This is a genomic window from Hymenobacter arizonensis, assembly GCF_900115775.1.
Lineage (GTDB): Bacteria > Bacteroidota > Bacteroidia > Cytophagales > Hymenobacteraceae > Hymenobacter > Hymenobacter arizonensis.
Genome location: NZ_FOXS01000009.1, coordinates 151993 through 166698, shown reverse-complemented (window position 1 = coordinate 166698; position 14706 = coordinate 151993). Strand labels below are relative to the sequence as shown.

At 57.3% G+C, this 14706-nt stretch carries 19 protein-coding genes; 10 read left to right on the top strand and 9 right to left on the bottom strand.

Going from position 1 to position 14706, the window contains the following annotated elements:
* The first annotated feature begins 153 nt into the window (after positions 1-153).
* The 7 genes from BMZ66_RS23135 to BMZ66_RS23105 all read left to right on the top strand — a co-directional run bounded on the left by BMZ66_RS23135 (position 154) and on the right by BMZ66_RS23105 (position 4583).
* Positions 154-390 carry a hypothetical protein gene (locus BMZ66_RS23135; protein WP_092678751.1) on the top strand — a complete coding sequence of 79 codons (237 nt, stop codon included), beginning with the start codon at positions 154-156 and terminating at the stop codon, positions 388-390.
* Between the two features lie 846 nt (positions 391-1236).
* Positions 1237-1566 carry a hypothetical protein gene (locus tag BMZ66_RS23130; RefSeq protein WP_092678750.1) on the top strand — a complete coding sequence of 110 codons (330 nt, stop codon included), beginning with the start codon at positions 1237-1239 and terminating at the stop codon, positions 1564-1566.
* Between the two features lie 45 nt (positions 1567-1611).
* Complete coding sequence (locus tag BMZ66_RS23125) at positions 1612-1944, top strand: hypothetical protein (protein ID WP_092678749.1); 333 nt, start codon at positions 1612-1614, stop codon at positions 1942-1944.
* A gap of 64 nt (positions 1945-2008) precedes the next feature.
* Complete coding sequence (locus BMZ66_RS23120; protein ID WP_092678748.1) at positions 2009-2665, top strand: DUF5819 family protein; 657 nt, start codon at positions 2009-2011, stop codon at positions 2663-2665.
* Between the two features lie 31 nt (positions 2666-2696).
* Positions 2697-3596 (top strand): HTTM domain-containing protein, encoded by a 900-nt coding sequence (locus BMZ66_RS23115; protein ID WP_092678747.1) that lies wholly within the window; start codon positions 2697-2699, stop codon positions 3594-3596.
* A 133-nt stretch (positions 3597-3729) separates the two neighbouring features.
* Positions 3730-4059 (top strand): hypothetical protein, encoded by a 330-nt coding sequence (locus tag BMZ66_RS23110; RefSeq protein WP_143080380.1) that lies wholly within the window; start codon positions 3730-3732, stop codon positions 4057-4059.
* On the top strand, positions 4056-4583 hold the full coding sequence (locus tag BMZ66_RS23105; RefSeq protein WP_092678745.1) for a hypothetical protein: 528 nt from the start codon (positions 4056-4058) through the stop codon (positions 4581-4583). Before BMZ66_RS23110 ends, BMZ66_RS23105 begins: the two co-directional genes overlap by 4 nt.
* 192 nt (positions 4584-4775) lie before the next feature.
* Here the strand turns inward: BMZ66_RS23105 and BMZ66_RS23100 are convergent, their stop codons facing one another.
* From BMZ66_RS23100 to BMZ66_RS23090, 3 genes are all read right to left on the bottom strand, one after another.
* Positions 4776-5459: a hypothetical protein gene (locus tag BMZ66_RS23100; protein WP_092678744.1), complete on the bottom strand. Its 684-nt coding sequence runs from the start codon at positions 5457-5459 to the stop codon at positions 4776-4778.
* A gap of 33 nt (positions 5460-5492) precedes the next feature.
* Positions 5493-5774 carry a hypothetical protein gene (locus BMZ66_RS23095; protein ID WP_092678743.1) on the bottom strand — a complete coding sequence of 94 codons (282 nt, stop codon included), beginning with the start codon at positions 5772-5774 and terminating at the stop codon, positions 5493-5495.
* A gap of 387 nt (positions 5775-6161) precedes the next feature.
* Positions 6162-6572 (bottom strand): hypothetical protein, encoded by a 411-nt coding sequence (locus BMZ66_RS23090; RefSeq protein ID WP_092678742.1) that lies wholly within the window; start codon positions 6570-6572, stop codon positions 6162-6164.
* A 293-nt stretch (positions 6573-6865) separates the two neighbouring features.
* On the opposite strand from BMZ66_RS23090, the gene BMZ66_RS23085 reads away from it, so the two are divergent.
* Positions 6866-7090 carry a hypothetical protein gene (locus BMZ66_RS23085; RefSeq protein WP_092678741.1) on the top strand — a complete coding sequence of 75 codons (225 nt, stop codon included), beginning with the start codon at positions 6866-6868 and terminating at the stop codon, positions 7088-7090.
* A gap of 115 nt (positions 7091-7205) precedes the next feature.
* Here BMZ66_RS23085 and BMZ66_RS23080 read toward each other — a convergent pair whose 3' ends face one another.
* Positions 7206-7505 carry a hypothetical protein gene (locus BMZ66_RS23080; RefSeq protein WP_092678740.1) on the bottom strand — a complete coding sequence of 100 codons (300 nt, stop codon included), beginning with the start codon at positions 7503-7505 and terminating at the stop codon, positions 7206-7208.
* Between the two features lie 146 nt (positions 7506-7651).
* On the opposite strand from BMZ66_RS23080, the gene BMZ66_RS23075 reads away from it, so the two are divergent.
* The gene (locus BMZ66_RS23075) at positions 7652-8053 is read left to right on the top strand and encodes a hypothetical protein (RefSeq protein WP_092678739.1); all 402 of its coding nucleotides are present in this window, start codon (positions 7652-7654) and stop codon (positions 8051-8053) included.
* 132 nt (positions 8054-8185) lie between these two features.
* Here the strand turns inward: BMZ66_RS23075 and BMZ66_RS23070 are convergent, their stop codons facing one another.
* Both BMZ66_RS23070 and BMZ66_RS23065 read right to left on the bottom strand, forming a co-directional pair.
* Entirely contained in the window at positions 8186-9085 is a 900-nt protein-coding gene (locus BMZ66_RS23070; RefSeq protein WP_092678738.1) for a bestrophin family protein, read from the bottom strand.
* Positions 9086-9150: 65 nt separating this feature from the next.
* Positions 9151-9480 carry a hypothetical protein gene (locus tag BMZ66_RS23065; protein ID WP_092678737.1) on the bottom strand — a complete coding sequence of 110 codons (330 nt, stop codon included), beginning with the start codon at positions 9478-9480 and terminating at the stop codon, positions 9151-9153.
* Between the two features lie 413 nt (positions 9481-9893).
* Between BMZ66_RS23065 and BMZ66_RS25660 the strand changes: the two genes are divergently transcribed.
* Entirely contained in the window at positions 9894-10088 is a 195-nt protein-coding gene (locus BMZ66_RS25660; RefSeq protein ID WP_092678736.1) for a hypothetical protein, read from the top strand.
* Positions 10089-10136: 48 nt separating this feature from the next.
* On the opposite strand, the gene uxuA is transcribed toward BMZ66_RS25660, so the two are convergent.
* The 3 genes from uxuA to BMZ66_RS23045 all read right to left on the bottom strand — a co-directional run bounded on the left by uxuA (position 10137) and on the right by BMZ66_RS23045 (position 14523).
* Positions 10137-11300, bottom strand: coding sequence for a mannonate dehydratase (uxuA, locus tag BMZ66_RS23055; RefSeq protein WP_092678735.1), 1164 nt, complete (start codon positions 11298-11300; stop codon positions 10137-10139).
* Between the two features lie 54 nt (positions 11301-11354).
* Positions 11355-12176: an SDR family oxidoreductase gene (locus BMZ66_RS23050; protein WP_092678734.1), complete on the bottom strand. Its 822-nt coding sequence runs from the start codon at positions 12174-12176 to the stop codon at positions 11355-11357.
* 76 nt (positions 12177-12252) lie between these two features.
* Positions 12253-14523: a glycoside hydrolase family 3 N-terminal domain-containing protein gene (locus BMZ66_RS23045; protein ID WP_092678733.1), complete on the bottom strand. Its 2271-nt coding sequence runs from the start codon at positions 14521-14523 to the stop codon at positions 12253-12255.
* Between the last annotated feature and the right edge of the window lie 183 nt (positions 14524-14706).

Genomic DNA, 14706 nt, shown 5'->3' with positions numbered 1-14706 from the left:
GGCTCCCCGCGCAGAAGCTGGGTATCCCACGGCAAAGGGCCGCGTCTCGTTCAGCACAACGGCCCAAATCCCGCAAAGAACATTTTATGGTTTCCACCGTGGGGTAGCAGGCTTCGGGGTAGATTCGCTGTGCCTTCTTCCTGCCTCTTGTCGATGGAACCCACGCTAAAAATTACGTTTTCGGGCTGGAAGGTAGGGATGCGCTCCCTGCGGTTTGCCCAACTGCTGCGCCACCAGGCCGGGTTGGGTCTGAAAGAAGCCTGGGACATCAAAACCCGCGTGCTCGATCACGTACCCGTGGTGCTCGAACTGCCAGCCCCCACGGCCGCGGACCTCTTCGCGCAAGCAACCGCTTTGGGCGTAATCTGCACGCTGGAAGCAAATACTTAGCGGAAGCACCGTTTTGCGTTCAACGAAAGGGTCGAGCGATGAACACGGACGTTCAAAAATAGGAGGGGATTGTCATGTTAAACGGGCTCGGACACCCCATAAGCGCATAATCTTATTCCTCCTTTTTCCTTCTCGTTGACCCTAATTACGGCGGGCAGGTGAACATAGGATAATATACGGTATAAGCGCCCCCTCGGAATTAGTGCGGTTTTGGCCCTCTTGAACGCCACTCGACCGGCGTGGTACTTTGCCGTTGCAAAAGTATTTATTTGGTGGCTTAACCTTTCATAAAATCTGTGCACAATATTTTTTAAGAAATATTTTACATAAGTAGGTTTTTTCATTTTTGGCGCTTTAATTTACGCAGCTTAAATCAATCTATCAGCAAGGCTTTCACCTTGTTCGGGGCCGTGGACCCCCCCCCCATTATCACACCCGCTGCAGCCCCGTACTGCATGCGTAACCGGCGTCCCTGCTTTGCCAGGCGTTTCCGGTTCGCACTGGTGGCATCCGCCGGCTTCCGGCCCATGCCATGTCTACCCCTTGCGCTTTCAACAGAAACCTCTTTGAGGGTTCGTACTTATTTTCTTGGGCCAAGCAAACGAATCACTGCTACTTGCATCGTTAACCCCGCCGGTTTCCGATTGGGTTAATTCTATTCGTTGCGCTGCCGGTACCTAGCCCCTTCAGTTAGGTAGGCGCGGCGATTTATCCAGGAAAGAAAATCCCTGTGCTTGTACTCTACACACTATTAGATAATTATATCTATATGTAATTGACTTTACATAAGACTTTAAGTACACTTGCCAGCAGAAACAAATTTCTTCCACCAAACCCATTTTACCCATGAAAAAGTACTTGCTCAAACCTTGTGCACTCTTACTCAGCGCGATAATGCTGCTTACCACTTCGTATACCAACGCTAGCACGGTCGGCGCATACACGACTTCGTCTCAGCAGGTATACGCCAATAGTACTGTTCTTGAGCCCGAAATGAACTTGGTTGGATGGGCGGTTGGAATCGCGGTTGGAGTCGTCGGCGGTGCCTACGCTATAGGCACAGCACTCGGCGCATTCGCATATCACATTTCCCATGATGGGGCTCAAGCCAGCGAAGTGGCTATGGTGCTCGACACGCACGAGTCTCCCACCGACTTCGCCCAGTTCGACCGTTAATATGGTCATTCCTTCTTACTCATTTTCTTACTTTTCTACAATGTCATGAAAAAGCTTCGCCAGTATACCCGTCCCTTTGCCTTGAGCTTGCTTGTTCTTTTTTTCTCGTTAACAGCTCACCACAACGCCGTGGCCGTGGGTTCTTACACAACCTCTTCTTATTCAAGCACTAACACCATCAACTCCGAACTTGAGGCGGTTGCCCCAGGCATCGTTGCTGGTGTCTACTTTGTAGCCATTGGGGTTGTTGCTGTGGGTGCGTTTGCCATCGGCTTCGTTAACGGATGGAACGAAGCTGCGGGAGCGACCCGGAGCCCCGAGGTGGCTTTTATGGACAATGACTACAACAGTCACGAGTTTTCGCAATTCGACAATTAATCAAGTCAGGAATTCGGGCGCGGCTGCGCCCGAACTCCTGACTTGACTCATGAGGTATTTTCCTATGAAGAACCTTCAGAAACTTGTAGGAGGGCTTGTGGCTGGTTTGCTTTTTTTTCATTTTCTAATCATCGGCCTGCAACTGCTCCCGAACAATCCCCTCAAGCACCAATACAAGCGTGAGTTGAGCGGCTACATGAACCCGTTTTTCGGCCAAAGCTGGAAGCTGTTTGCTCCTAACCCCATTAGCGGTAACATAAGCATCCTGCTCCAATTTCGTGACTACCGCAATGGGCGTGTCACGGAGTCCAAATGGTTGGATATTTGCGAACCCATGGTCGAAGAGCGTAAAGTTTCGTTCTGGTCGCCGTCTCAGCGCATCCTCAAGTCGTTCACTAGCTCGGTGTCTAACCTGATGGAAAACCGCAAGGACGCCCTCGAATACGTCGCCAAAAAAAATCTCGCTCAGGACACCTTAAAATCTGGCCGAATCATCAAGCAAGTCACCGAGCTCTCGCCCGGTCATCGGGCGATTCTTAGCTACGCCAAATTTGTTCACGCTGCCTACGCTTCGCGCGTCCCGCGCGCAGATTCGACTGTGGTATGCTACCGCATTTTGGAAGCAAAATTTCCTCGTTTTTCTAAACGCGAACTCGACTATTTTGATTTAGCTAATTACACATACAATCAACATATGTCAGCGGATTACCGCATCCTCTGAGCGTTTCCGTTGCAGACGTAATCACCATCCAATGTCTAGAGAATTTACGATCGGCCTGTCTATTTATCGCGTTATCCTAGGCGGGCTAATTTTAAAAAATAGCATCTTTTATTTGCCAATGGCTGATGCTCTGTTCGGGGGCAATGCCATTTATGACCTGAATCTCTATGTCCTAGATATGCGCCTAAGTGGCATAGGTGCGCTGATTTACCCATTCCAGCAGCCTTTCGCTTCGCAACTGTTTTTACTAGTGACCGCTGTTGCTGCCGGCTGCTTTATGTTAGCCATCGGCGGCCGGGTCGTGGGAGTCGTGCTTTACTTTTTGATAATTATTTTAAAATTACGCAACGGGCTCATCCTCGATGGATCAGACAATGTTATGCAAGTAACGTTGCCTTTTCTGATCGTAGCCCAATCTTATAACTATTTTCGCTTCCAGCCCAAGCGTATTGCCTTGCGACGCTCCCCCATCTGGTCTCAGCTTTATCAGCCGGTGGCTACAGCCGCTGCCTACGGGTTGATGGTACAGGTATGTTTCGTCTACTTTTTCACGGGCATGGAAAAAATGCAAGGAGAATTGTGGCAAAACGGTACGGCTACTTACTACACCATGCGGGTGGAAGAATTCCGCGCCACAGAATGGAACATTTGGCTAACCAAAAACCATTTTTTCGTAGTATTAACAACGTATAGCACTGTCATTTGGGAACAAGCGTTTGCATTTCTAGTGTGGTTTCAACGCACAAAATTCTTCGTCTTGGGCCTGGGCGTATTGCTTCATGTGGGCATCTGGGTATTCATGCGCATCGACAACTTCTCCTGGATCATGATTGGTACTTACTTCGTCTTTGTCACCGACACCGAATACGGCGTCGTATCTCAGTGGGTGCGGCAGCGAACCAAGCGTGTGGCTGTACCAGAAGCTGCATGAGCTAAACTCTGTTAACATGACAAGCAGATGATAAGGCCGCCTAGAAGCAGTAGGATTTGAACCTGCCGCAATAACAAATCGGCAGGTTTTCTAATTCTGGACAGTCTCTATGCTTCGCAACATTTCACCCTGAATGGCCCCTACTGCTATGGCGTACCTCATTCATCTGCTGGTTGCTCTGCTCTACCTGTATTGGTCCCACACCCATGGGTCAGGCTTTCTGAACCGCGTGGTGGGTCCACTGACCAGATTTCGGCAAGTGCTCTGGGTGTACGCCAAGGCCTTGCCGCTGCTGGTGGCACTGCCCTTCATTGCGGGCGAGTTGTTGTGCATGGGGCTGCTCAGCACTGATAACTGGAACTACGATCGCACCTTCGCCCTGCTTCCGTACTGGGCGGTGCTCCTATCCAACAAGACCATCTTTACCTTTCTCAAATCGCACTTGACCCGTTCGTTCCAATGACAAAATACCGCCCCCTGTTGGAGATTGGCCTCATGACGGCCCTGGTGGGCTTAATAGCCCTTTACGCCCTGGCCTATTGGTTTAGCGGAGATGGTTTTGATTTAACAGAAATCGCTTGGCTATCCTTACTGCTCGGCCCGCTGGTACTGTTGGTTGCCTCGGTAGTGGACCTAGTAATGCTGCCAAAATACCATCGCGACTGCCAATTAACCAACCAAGTGCCTTTAAGTAAGGGCAGGCAAATGTTGGTGTTGTTTGCCAGTGCTTTGTGCGCGCTGCTGTTGCTGGACTTCTTGTTTTTTTATTTCGTAGACCAATCCTTGTCTAAGGCTTATGCGGAGACAGTGGCTGGTATTGACAATGGCAGCAATGAAACCGATAAGCAGCAGGTGATAGCCACTTTTGCACGTCTACCCTTTCTCTTACAAAACAGTGTGCTCATAAGCGGCTTTTTGCTAATTGCGACAGTAGTTGCCGTGCCCATAGCTGCGCGCGTAACCACGCGAATAGGATACCAGGAGTAATTCAATTGAGAAACGAGGGCTAGTGGGCTGAAATTGAGGTGGTCTAACAAAGCGGAACACAACAGGGGCTCATCTTTCTTGTGACATGCCTGCTACTTCCAGACCAAACAGGAGAACATCAAAAAGTGTGGGGCAGTCGGGCTAAGCGGCCATTGGAAGAGGCTCAGTTGGTAGTGGTTGGAAGCCGGGGTATTACTGCCGAAAACAGTCCTCCCACTCTTGGTTAAGAACCTTCGTGTGGGCTTGCACGAGCAGGTGTGCGCCTTTTTTAGTCCACTGCATTTGTTGCCGCTTCACCATTCGCTTGGCCAGTACCTGATTTACGGCCGACTCGACAACGCCGGTGGAGACGCGTTCGCCATAGCGCTGACGCTCGGCGTAGTCCATGACGAAACTGCTGCTCTGCTCTACGCAGGTGTAAAAATCAGCAATTAGCCGGGCCAACGGCTTCCACTTGCTGTATTTCTTGTCCACAAGCGGGTTATCTTGGTGCGTGGCCAGGGTGTCGTCCATGTCCAAGATTCTTTCAAGGGCCCGTTCGGCGTTACCGTGCCGGATATACCACTTGATGCTGGTCAAGCCCTCCTGCATCGCCTTGCCGCCAGCCGTATCGACCTGGGCCACGCCCAGCGCGTATTGGTGCAGCATGGTCAGGTGAAACCAATCCAGAATATGCGTGGACTCCGCACTCAAATAACTGGTCAGCGAGCGTAGAACGGGCGCGCCATCGGCAAAGAACTCTACTGCTTGATTGGCATGGAGGCCCTGCGAACGAAACACCTCAAACACGCGTCGACGCGGCTTGGTATCTACTTCCTGCACGAAGCCAAAACACTTGGCTGCCCACTCTGCCGGGATACTTTTGCCGGCAATCACCCCGAAGCAACCTTTTCGATGTCAGCGCCGGACCTAACTACCGTCGAGGCCGACTACCAAGGTGCGCGCCGGACAGGGTAAGGCTTCGCGTTCTAGCTGAGAACTGCCGTGAAAAGTGGCCTCTTGTGGAAGCAGCAGCGCCCCCTCCGCCTCGACCACCGCATGCAGATGCTGCCGAATGGTGGCGCCCGTTAGCTTGGCGGCAATCGGCAACACATCGTGGTCGTCAACACCTCTTCCCCATGCGCAAAGGCCAACGTCGGCAGGAGCAGGATAAGCAGCAGCAAGCCCGTAATTAACCGGTTCGTAAATCAAAGCTAGGACTGTGTGTTTACGCAAAGGTCACGTTTAGCCATGTGGTCGGAATAGAATTAGGAGGGTATTATATGCTTGACCGCTACAAAGCGCCGAAGAGCAGGTACAGGCCGAGCCATACCACGCCCGCAACGGTCATCAAGAACAGCCCTTTAATTAATTGTGGTTTCATCATTGACTTCCTCCAACCGGGGCAAGGTAATATCCTCGTTCAGGGAAACGGTCGAAAGGCAAAACCAGGGTTATGACCGGCAGCCCCCGCCCGACATCGCGACCGCACTGGGCTTCCCGTACGCGCAGGCTTAGAAGCCTAGCCTGTCAACAGGGCATCGAGAAAATCAGGTAAGCTTTTTAATGGCATTCGTAAGCCCAGTTTTGGCCCCCAGCCTAGCGGGTGGCAGTGGTGGTTTCCACATGAACATAATTACTGGCAGTTTCCGTCGCCACGAATACCAGCTTGGTGTCGGTAAGCTCTAGCACTTGCGCAGGGGGCTCCTTAAATCCCCCCACGACCATTAGCAAGGTTTTTCCGTCAAACGTATAGGTGCCAGGGCCTATGGCCGGGCCTGTATTAACACCCGTTATCTTGCCGTCAGCAGCGAAAGTGACGCTTGCGTTTTGGTAAGTGAAGGTGCCATCGAAGTCAGGTCGGATACCGGACGGATAGGTTATTTGGTCTCGGGTAGTTTGCAGATTCCATGTTCGCAACAAGCGGGCTTGCGGGGTCTTGGGGTCATCCTTTTTGCTGCCGCAGGCGACGAGGGTAAGACAAAACAGCAGCGGTAAAAGATGTTTCATCAGGGTAGAAAGTAAAGGTTATGGGAGCGAGGGCACCAAACTAGCCAAATTTTAGCGAAGCCTGCTTTCCTAGAGTATAAAGCTGGCGCTTAGCACCCATCTCTTCGTTGCCCTGGCTGCCCTAATGGCGGCCGACCTGGCCGCGGCGCCTCGGTACCGCATGAAAATGGCGGCCGTGCCCGGCCCTACTTCTCCCCTTAAGAAAAATTGGATGTTTCCCGGCTCGTGGCCATAGCCAAGGGGGCAGGCAGCAGCTCACCAAAACAGAACTCAAAGACGGTACCATCGGAGACGTGGCCGAAGACGGCACCGCCCCGGAACTGGATGCCGATGGCAACGTCACCGGCCCGGCCAAGGACGGTTCGTACGAGTTGCCCGGGGGCACCACGTTCGAGGTGAAGGAAGGCAAAAAGGAAGTGGCCAAAGAGGAGGAAGCCGAATTGGCGGACGAATCGGTAGCCGACGCGCAGGAGATAATGGCCGGCATCACGGCCGACACCTCCGCCGACGAAGCCTGAGCGAGCTTTTTTCCCGTCGAAGGTCATCCGAACCGGGACTTTCTGCCACTGCCTCGCAGTTCAGAAAAGGGTAATTCTAGCAAAACGAGGGGAACAGTGATACCACTTGCGCCCCTTACTCGTCATAGGTATAGAACACATCGAACTCTATCCCTCCAAATTCGTCGACTTGTCGAGCCAGGGCCGACAGCCGCTCAAATTCCTCCGTTGTCGATTCTTCAAACGCGAATTCTTCGAGGTCCTCGATTTCCACCACGTCCAGTCCGTACTCGTTCACGGCTTGCTCCACTTGCTGCCGATATGCGGCGGCCGAGGGAGTGCGGGCCAGCACGTTGACCACGACGCCCTTCGCCCCCGCAAAATCGGGGTTCCCTTCCCGAGGAACGGCGTGAACACTGGCAATCCAAGTCTTCATGAGAAAGAAAGCAGGTAGATGTGTTCTTAGGCTAAAGCTTGCCAGGGGTCAAAGATGGAAATAATCAGACAAGCACGTTCACTTAAACGGTCGGAATAGTAAAACGAGCGTATTATTAGGGCACGCAAATAGTACAGGTTAAGCAAATGGTGGAGGTGAACGACGTGGGGTTTTTGAAAGCGTTTCACTGGTTTATCCCCGGCGTGCAGGACGTTCCCGACGTGTTCGCCGTGGCGGCGGCCGATTTCTCTCAGAAGCCGCAGCTCTTGGCGTACCTGGAGCAGTGCCCCGAGCTCGTCGGGTTCATGGACCGCTTGTTCGACGAGGAGGGCAACGAAATCGGCTCGTTCGCCATTCATACCGACGGCGAGTGGGTCTGGCCCAGCTACGCGGGGCATTACCTCACCCGGCCCGGGTACCGGCTGCAAGACGAGCGCTTTCTCCGCCGCGTGGCCGAGCGGGGCTTCGCCGTGCCCACTCTTTCGAGCGAAGCAGCCCGTGCCCTGTTGCAGCGCTACCTGGAATTTTCTAAAACAGGCCGGTGGTGATGCCCAAATCGCCGCCCTCCTTGGCCGATTCAGACCCGTAGGTTGCTGAGGTAGCTGCTACGCTGGAATAGAGTGTTCACAAAAACGGTCTGACTAGTAACAAACGGCGTGGGCCACCCCTTGGCCGGTGGGTTACATCAAATAAAAGGCCTCGGCGGGCAGCGGCGCAGGCACGGTTTCTTCGTCGAGCAAGTGCCGCAGGTTGATTTCCACGGTGCGGGCGATGGCCGTGACGGGCGTGTCGGTGGGCAGGTTGCTGAAGGGGTCCTGCATGTAGCGGGCGGTGCGCTCGACCAGGAAGAAGGTGACGGCGAACATGAGCAGGATGGGCAGTTCCACCAGGCCGTTGATTTCGACCAGGCTCAGCGACAACGTGCCCAGGAACAGGTAGATCAGAAAGTGCACCAGCCGCCGGTAGTTGGTGGGAAACACCGTGCTTTTGATGCGTTCGGCCCGCCCCATCGCGTCGCACAGGCGCACCAGGGTGGCGTCGAGCTGCACCTGCTGGTAGGGATTGAGGGCCCCCTGCTCGTAGAGGTCCTGGATTTGCGCGGTGTGCAGGGCCAAAAGCGCCAGCGGCTTGTTGGCGTGGCGCTCGGCGTAGGCCCGCTCCTCCGGCGGCAGGTAGCGGGCCAGCGTGACCATGGGGTCCTGGCCGCGCAGGGCCTCGCCCAGGCCGTAGCACCACGCCACCTGCCGGTAGGCCAGGCCGCGCAGGAGCGCCGGCGACCGGTGCGTCGGCTTGACAAAGCTGCGCCCCTGCAGCACGAGCGAGCGCGAGTCGTTGACGATGGCGCCCCACACCTTGCGCGCCTCCCACCAGCGGTCGTACGACTGGCTCAGGGCGAAGGCCAGCAGCAGCGAAATCGCACTGCCCAGGATGGCCGGCAAGGTGAGCGGAATGGGGGGCAGGTACTGCCCCAAGAACACCTTGAGGCCCTCGAAGACCACCGAGATGAGCAGCAGCACCGCCACGTCGGGCAGGATTTGTCGGAGAATAAAGCGAGCGGGCAGCTTGGCATCGAGCAGCATGGGCAGGGCGAAGAACGGTAAGTCCTTCCTGTACGTGCCCGAACGGCCAGTAGCCCAAACGAGCTTTATTCTGACCTCTGCTTATTTAGGCGGTTTTGGCAGAAACGAGCGAGTTGTTTGGGGGTTGGCGTTATCGGGTAAGGCAGACCCTGAAGGAGTTTTTCGAGTTCGTCCATGTCTTCCCCTTCCGCCAGTTCTGTGTTGTATTTACTGAAAAGCATCCCGTGCACTTTAGCCGCCTCGTTCACCAGTTTGGGCTTAAACAGGTACAATAGTGCCCAAGCTAGGTCTTCGTCGTTGTCGGAGTAATGCCGCCCAAGACTTCCTAAGCCCACGACGAGCTTTTCCATAAAGGCCACTGCTTGCAATGCCTCCTCTTCTGTCAGTTCTCTCATTGAAGAGCGATTTTACGCGATACTTGGGAAGTTCAGCGAAACGGTCCAAATTGCGCATGCAAGACCTTGTGATGGACGCTTGCCGGCGGCTCGCGCCCCGCCCTGGCGGCAGGACGTCAAATCTAATGGCTTTCTAATCTCGGCCTTTGGCGGGGGCCGTACCTTTGTCAGGCCGCGTGACCGGCCGCCAGGGCGGCAGCACCCGGCGCGGAACCGCTCGCGCCACCTCCCGACTTTAAGTCCAGGGCCAGCAGCTGGAATGGCCCCCGTTGACAGGGGGCTCCGCACCGCTCGGGTGCGACCGGCCGCTGGTTCCTGGCGCTACTCCCCCGGTGCCCCGCAGGGCCTCTGTGCCGCATGACCAACGCCCTTGCCCTGCTTGCGCCCTACCTCGCCGAGGCCCCCAGGGCGAGGTGGTCCTCGGAGGGCCCGTCAACGGCTTGGCCGTCTGGCGCGGCGGCGCGTACGTGACCACCGTGCCGCTCACGCTGGCTGAGTTTGCCGCTGCGGTCCGCCTCCTGCCGCCCGCCCTCGCCCGGCGGCCCCTGCTGCACTATTGCCGGGCCTTGCAGCAGGTAGCCGCAACCCCGCCCGAGCGGCTCAACTAGCGACACTTCGTTCACCGAAACGATGGCGCGGTAAACGCGCCAGTTCATCTATATAGAACGCTCAATGCCCATCTCCAGTCCCCGCAATTCTGCCAGGCCGCGCAGACGGCCAATGGCGGAATAGCCCGGGTTGGTGCGCTTGTGCAGGTCGTCGAGCATCTGGTGGCCGTGGTCGGGGCGCATGGGCAGGCTGACTTGGCGCTGGCGCATGACGCCGACGAGCTCGCGCATCACGGCGTACATGTCCACGTCGCCCTCCAGGTGGTTGGCTTCGTAGAAGTTGCCGGCGGCATTGCGCTGGGTGCTGCGCAGGTGCAGGAAGTGGATGCGGTTGGCGAACCGGCGCACCATGCCGGGCAGGTCGTTGTCGGGGCGCACCCCGAAAGAGCCCGTGCAAAAGCACAAGCCGTTGCGGAGCGAGGGCACGGCCGCGGCCAGGGCCGCAACGTCGGCGGCAGTGCTCACCACGCGGGGCAGACCCAGAATGGGATACGGCGGGTCGTCGGGGTGAATGGCCAGGTTGAGGCCCACTTGCTCTGCTACGGGCACCACGGCCTGCAAAAACAGAATCAGGTGCTCCCGCAGCTTGGCCGCATCGATACCCCGGTAAGCATCCAGTGCCTGCTGAAATTGGGCCAACGTGAAGCTTTCCTCACTGCCGGGCAGGCCGGCAATGATGTTGCGCTGCAGTTGGTCGCGGTCGGCCAGACTCATGCCGGCGAAGCGGGCTTTGGCCTCTTCGAGCTCCTGAGAAGTGTAGTCGAGCGCCGCGTTGGGGCGTTTGAGCAGCAGGGTATCGAAGGCCACAAACGCCGCTTTTTCGAAGCGCAGCGCCTTCGACCCATCTTCTACTTCATAAGCCAGGTCAGTGCGCGTCCAGTCGAGCACGGGCATGAAGTTATACGTAACGGTCCGGATGCCACAGGCGGCCAGGTTGCGCAACGACTCCTGATAGTTGGCGATGTATCGCTCGAACTCGGCGGTGCGGGTTTTGATGTGCTCGTGCACGGGTACGCTTTCTACCACGCTCCAGGTGAGGCCGGCAGCGGCCACTTCCGCCTGGCGTTGCCGGATTTCAGCCACGGGCCACACTTCCCCGTTGGCAATATGGTGCAGAGCGGAAACAACATCGGTAGCGCCGGCTTGGCGGATGTCGGAGAGGCTGACCAGGTCTTTAGGGCCGTACCAGCGCCAGCTTTGAATGAGGGGCATGGGGGTAACTTTCTTGTGAGGCGCTGACGTTCTGATTTTTCTAATAGCGAAAATTCAAACGCCGCTGTAGGCATTGAATCCTCCATCCACCATCACCGTTGCGCCGCTCACGAAGCGGGAGGCGTCGCTGAGCAGGTAGATGAGGGTGCCGGTCAGTTCTTCGGGCAGGCCGAAGCGTTGGAAGGGGGTGTGGCTGATAAACTTTCGGGCGCGGTCAGTGGGGCTGCCGTCGGGGTTTAGCAGCAGTGCGCGGTTTTGCTCAGTCAGGAACACGCCGGGGGCAATGGCGTTCATGCGCACGCCGCCCCCGTAGCGCAGGCCCAGCTCCGTGGCCATCCACTGAGTGTACGCTTCCACCGCCTTCTTGGCCATGGTGTAGCCCAGCACCCGCGTCAGGGGCCGCTGGGCAGTCAGCGACGACACGTTGACGATGGAGCCCTTGCCCTTTTCGGCCATCACCCGGCCAAACACGGTGGTCGGGATGACGGTGCCGAACAAATTCAGGTCGACGGCGCTCCGGGTTTGCTCGATGCTGAGGTCAAATAAGTCCTGGTCGGGGTTGATAGTGGCGCCGGGCAGGTTGCCTCCGGCCGCGTTCACCAGGCCATCAATGGTGCCGTAGGCCGCCAGAATCTCCTCGCAGGCGGCTTGCATCTGGCCCTTGTCCAGCACGTTGCAAAGCACGGACATGGCCTCGCCGCCCATCGCCTGAATGGCATCGACCCGGGCCGCGGCTCGGGTGGCGTCGCGGCCGAGCACCACTACTTTGGCGCCCGCTTCGGCCACGGCCAGCGACATGCACTCGCCCAGCACCCCCGTGGCGCCGGTGATAACAATAACCCGGTCGCGTAGCGAAAACTGGTCGAGGGCAGCCATATAGCGGGGAGCCAAAGCAGGTGAAGGCGCCGGTAGCGCCGGGGCAGATAAGGTCGGGGTCATCGCGTTGTTGTAGTTAAGGTAGAAGCTCCAGCGTGCTTCCCAGTCGGATGTCGTTAGCCGCGCTGCCAATCATGAGGTTGAACCCGCCGGGCTCGGCGGCCCACTCCAGCTTCTGGTTGTAAAAAGCCAGCTGGTCTTTGCTGATGGTGAACGTGATGATTTTGCTCTCGCCGGGCTTCAGCAGCACTTTCCGAAAGTCCTTGAGCTCCTGCAAAGGCCGCACTGTGGAGGCCACCAGGTCGTGCACGTACAACTGAACGACCTCCTCCCCTGCCACTTTGCCGGCGTTGGTGAGCGTAAACTGCACCTGTACGTTATCGGCCAGGGTCATCTGCGGGCGGCTAATTTTTAAGTCCGCGTACTTGAAAGTGGTGTAGCTCAAGCCGTGGCCGAACGCATAGCGCGGCGTATTCTCCTCGTCTATGTAAGCCGATTTGTAGCGGATGTCGCCGGGCTTTTTCACGGGGCGGCCGGTGTGGTATTGCTGGTTGTAGCTGATGGGAATCTGGCCCACGGCGCGTGGAAACGTCATGGGCAGCTTGCCGGCCGGGTTGTAGTCGCCGTAGAGCACATTAGCCAGGGCGTTGCCGCCTTCCGAGCCGGGCCACCAGCCGTAGAGAATGGCGTCGGCGCCGTCGGCGATGGCATTGAAAATCAGGGGGCGCCCAGCCATGACCACGACCACAATGGGCTTGCCGGTGGCTTTCAGGGCCTGGAACAGCTCCTCCTGCACGCCGGGCAGGTGAATGTCGGTGCGGGATTTGGCCTCGCCGCTCATGTCCCAGGTTTCGCCGACGGCGAGCACGATGACCTCGGCATTTTTAGCAGTTTCCACGGCTTGGGCAAAGCCGGCGCGGGAGTCGCCCGTCACGTCGCAGCCCTTGGCGTAGAGCAGCTGGGTTTTGGAGCCAGCTTTCCTGGCAAAGCCTTCGAACAGAGACACCGTGAGCGTGGTGTCGGAATCCACGGACCAGCTGCCGTCGAGGTCGCGCTTGGCCTTCACCAGCGGGCCAATGAGCGCAATTTTGCCGAGCTGGCGCTGGAGAGGCAGGACGCTTTGCTCGTTTTTGAGCAGGACCATGGACTTTTCGGCCATCTGGCGGGCGGCCACGCGGCTCCACGGGTCGCTCATCACCTGCTTTTCGCGCTTCTCGTCCGAGAATTTATAAGGGTTATCGAACAACCCCAGCTCGAACTTCTTGCGCAACACTCGGCGCACGGCGTCGTCAACCAGGGCCATTTCTACTTTGCCCTCCTTCACTAGTTTGGCGAGGTGGCCGTTGTAGGCGTCGCCCTCCATGTCCATGTCGCTGCCCGCGTTGAGGGCTTTTGCGGCGGCATCGGCGTTGTCTTTGGCGTAGCCCCACTGCACCTGCTCGGTAACGGAACCCCAGTCGCTGACCACAAAGCCCTGGAAATCCCACTTGTCTTTGAGAATGTCGCGCTGCAAATGGCGGTTGCCGGTGGCGGGCACCCCGTTCAGCGTGTTAAAGGAATTCATGAATGTGGCCGCGCCGGCGTCGAGCGCGGCTTTGAAGGGCGGCAGGTACACTTCCCACAGCTGCTGGTCGTTGAGCTCCACGGCGTTGTAGTCGCGGCCGGCAATGGCCGCGCCGTAGGCCGCAAAGTGCTTGGCGCAGGCCAGCACGGCATCGGTGCCCCCCAGCTTGTCGCCCTGGAAGCCGAGCACGCGGGCCCGGGCAATCTGGGAGCCCAGGTACGGGTCTTCGCCGGCGCCTTCCATCACGCGGCCCCAGCGCGGGTCGCGGGCAATGTCGACCATGGGCGCAAACGTCCAGTGAATGCCGGCGCTGGCTGCCTCGCGGGCCGCCAAATGCGCCGACTGCCGAATGGCGACCAGGTCCCAGGACGCCGCCTCAGCCAAAGGAATAGGGAAAACAGTTTTGTAGCCGTGAATAACATCAAGCCCAAACAGCAGCGGAATTTTCAGGCGCGACTGCATGGCCACGCCCTGCACCTCGCGGGTGCCCTGAACGCCTTTCACGTTCAGCACCGAACCCACCGTGCCTTCCCTAATGCTGTTGAGTAAGGTAGTTTTGCGGTCGCTGGCGGGGCCGGTCAGCTGGCGGCCCGAATACTGGTTGAGCTGGCCGACTTTTTCTTCCAGAGTCATCTGGGCCAGCAGCGCGGTAATGCGCTGCTCGATGGGTGCCGCCGTGGTCGTGGCCCCGGCAGTGGCCTTGGCTTTCTTCTGCGCTACTGCCGGGACACAGGGCGCCAGCAGCAGGCCGAAAAGCAGGTATTGATGGAATGGAAAGGGCATTTGATTCGTAGCGTAAGAGGATGCCCAAGGGGCGGGTTTAAACGGTATCGTGCCTACTGGCGACCACTGGCCGCAGCTTTCCGGCTGGCACCTTGCTCGCGTTCACTCACCTAAACGCGAGGTGTTGTTCCAGCTCAAAAGCTGCCTTGTCCATTTCCCAGTGGGGCCAGCGGCCGCCAGTTT

Excerpts from the sequence above, each read along its gene's own strand:
- BMZ66_RS23120 (WP_092678748.1), top strand. The coding sequence starts at position 2,009 with ATGAAGAACCTTCAGAAACTTGTAGGAGGGCTTGTGGCTGGTTTGCTT.
- BMZ66_RS23070 (WP_092678738.1), bottom strand. The coding sequence starts at position 9,085 with ATGCTGCTCGATGCCAAGCTGCCCGCTCGCTTTATTCTCCGACAAATC.
- BMZ66_RS23080 (WP_092678740.1), bottom strand. The coding sequence starts at position 7,505 with ATGAAGACTTGGATTGCCAGTGTTCACGCCGTTCCTCGGGAAGGGAAC.
- BMZ66_RS23125 (WP_092678749.1), top strand. The coding sequence starts at position 1,612 with ATGAAAAAGCTTCGCCAGTATACCCGTCCCTTTGCCTTGAGCTTGCTT.
- BMZ66_RS23115 (WP_092678747.1), top strand. The coding sequence starts at position 2,697 with ATGTCTAGAGAATTTACGATCGGCCTGTCTATTTATCGCGTTATCCTA.
- BMZ66_RS23130 (WP_092678750.1), top strand. The coding sequence starts at position 1,237 with ATGAAAAAGTACTTGCTCAAACCTTGTGCACTCTTACTCAGCGCGATA.
- BMZ66_RS23075 (WP_092678739.1), top strand. The coding sequence starts at position 7,652 with ATGGTGGAGGTGAACGACGTGGGGTTTTTGAAAGCGTTTCACTGGTTT.
- BMZ66_RS23090 (WP_092678742.1), bottom strand. The coding sequence starts at position 6,572 with ATGAAACATCTTTTACCGCTGCTGTTTTGTCTTACCCTCGTCGCCTGC.
- BMZ66_RS23110 (WP_143080380.1), top strand. The coding sequence starts at position 3,730 with ATGGCCCCTACTGCTATGGCGTACCTCATTCATCTGCTGGTTGCTCTG.
- BMZ66_RS23065 (WP_092678737.1), bottom strand. The coding sequence starts at position 9,480 with ATGAGAGAACTGACAGAAGAGGAGGCATTGCAAGCAGTGGCCTTTATG.
- BMZ66_RS23050 (WP_092678734.1), bottom strand. The coding sequence starts at position 12,176 with ATGGCTGCCCTCGACCAGTTTTCGCTACGCGACCGGGTTATTGTTATC.
- uxuA (WP_092678735.1), bottom strand. The coding sequence starts at position 11,300 with ATGCCCCTCATTCAAAGCTGGCGCTGGTACGGCCCTAAAGACCTGGTC.
- BMZ66_RS23045 (WP_092678733.1), bottom strand. The coding sequence starts at position 14,523 with ATGCCCTTTCCATTCCATCAATACCTGCTTTTCGGCCTGCTGCTGGCG.
- BMZ66_RS23135 (WP_092678751.1), top strand. The coding sequence starts at position 154 with ATGGAACCCACGCTAAAAATTACGTTTTCGGGCTGGAAGGTAGGGATG.
- BMZ66_RS23105 (WP_092678745.1), top strand. The coding sequence starts at position 4,056 with ATGACAAAATACCGCCCCCTGTTGGAGATTGGCCTCATGACGGCCCTG.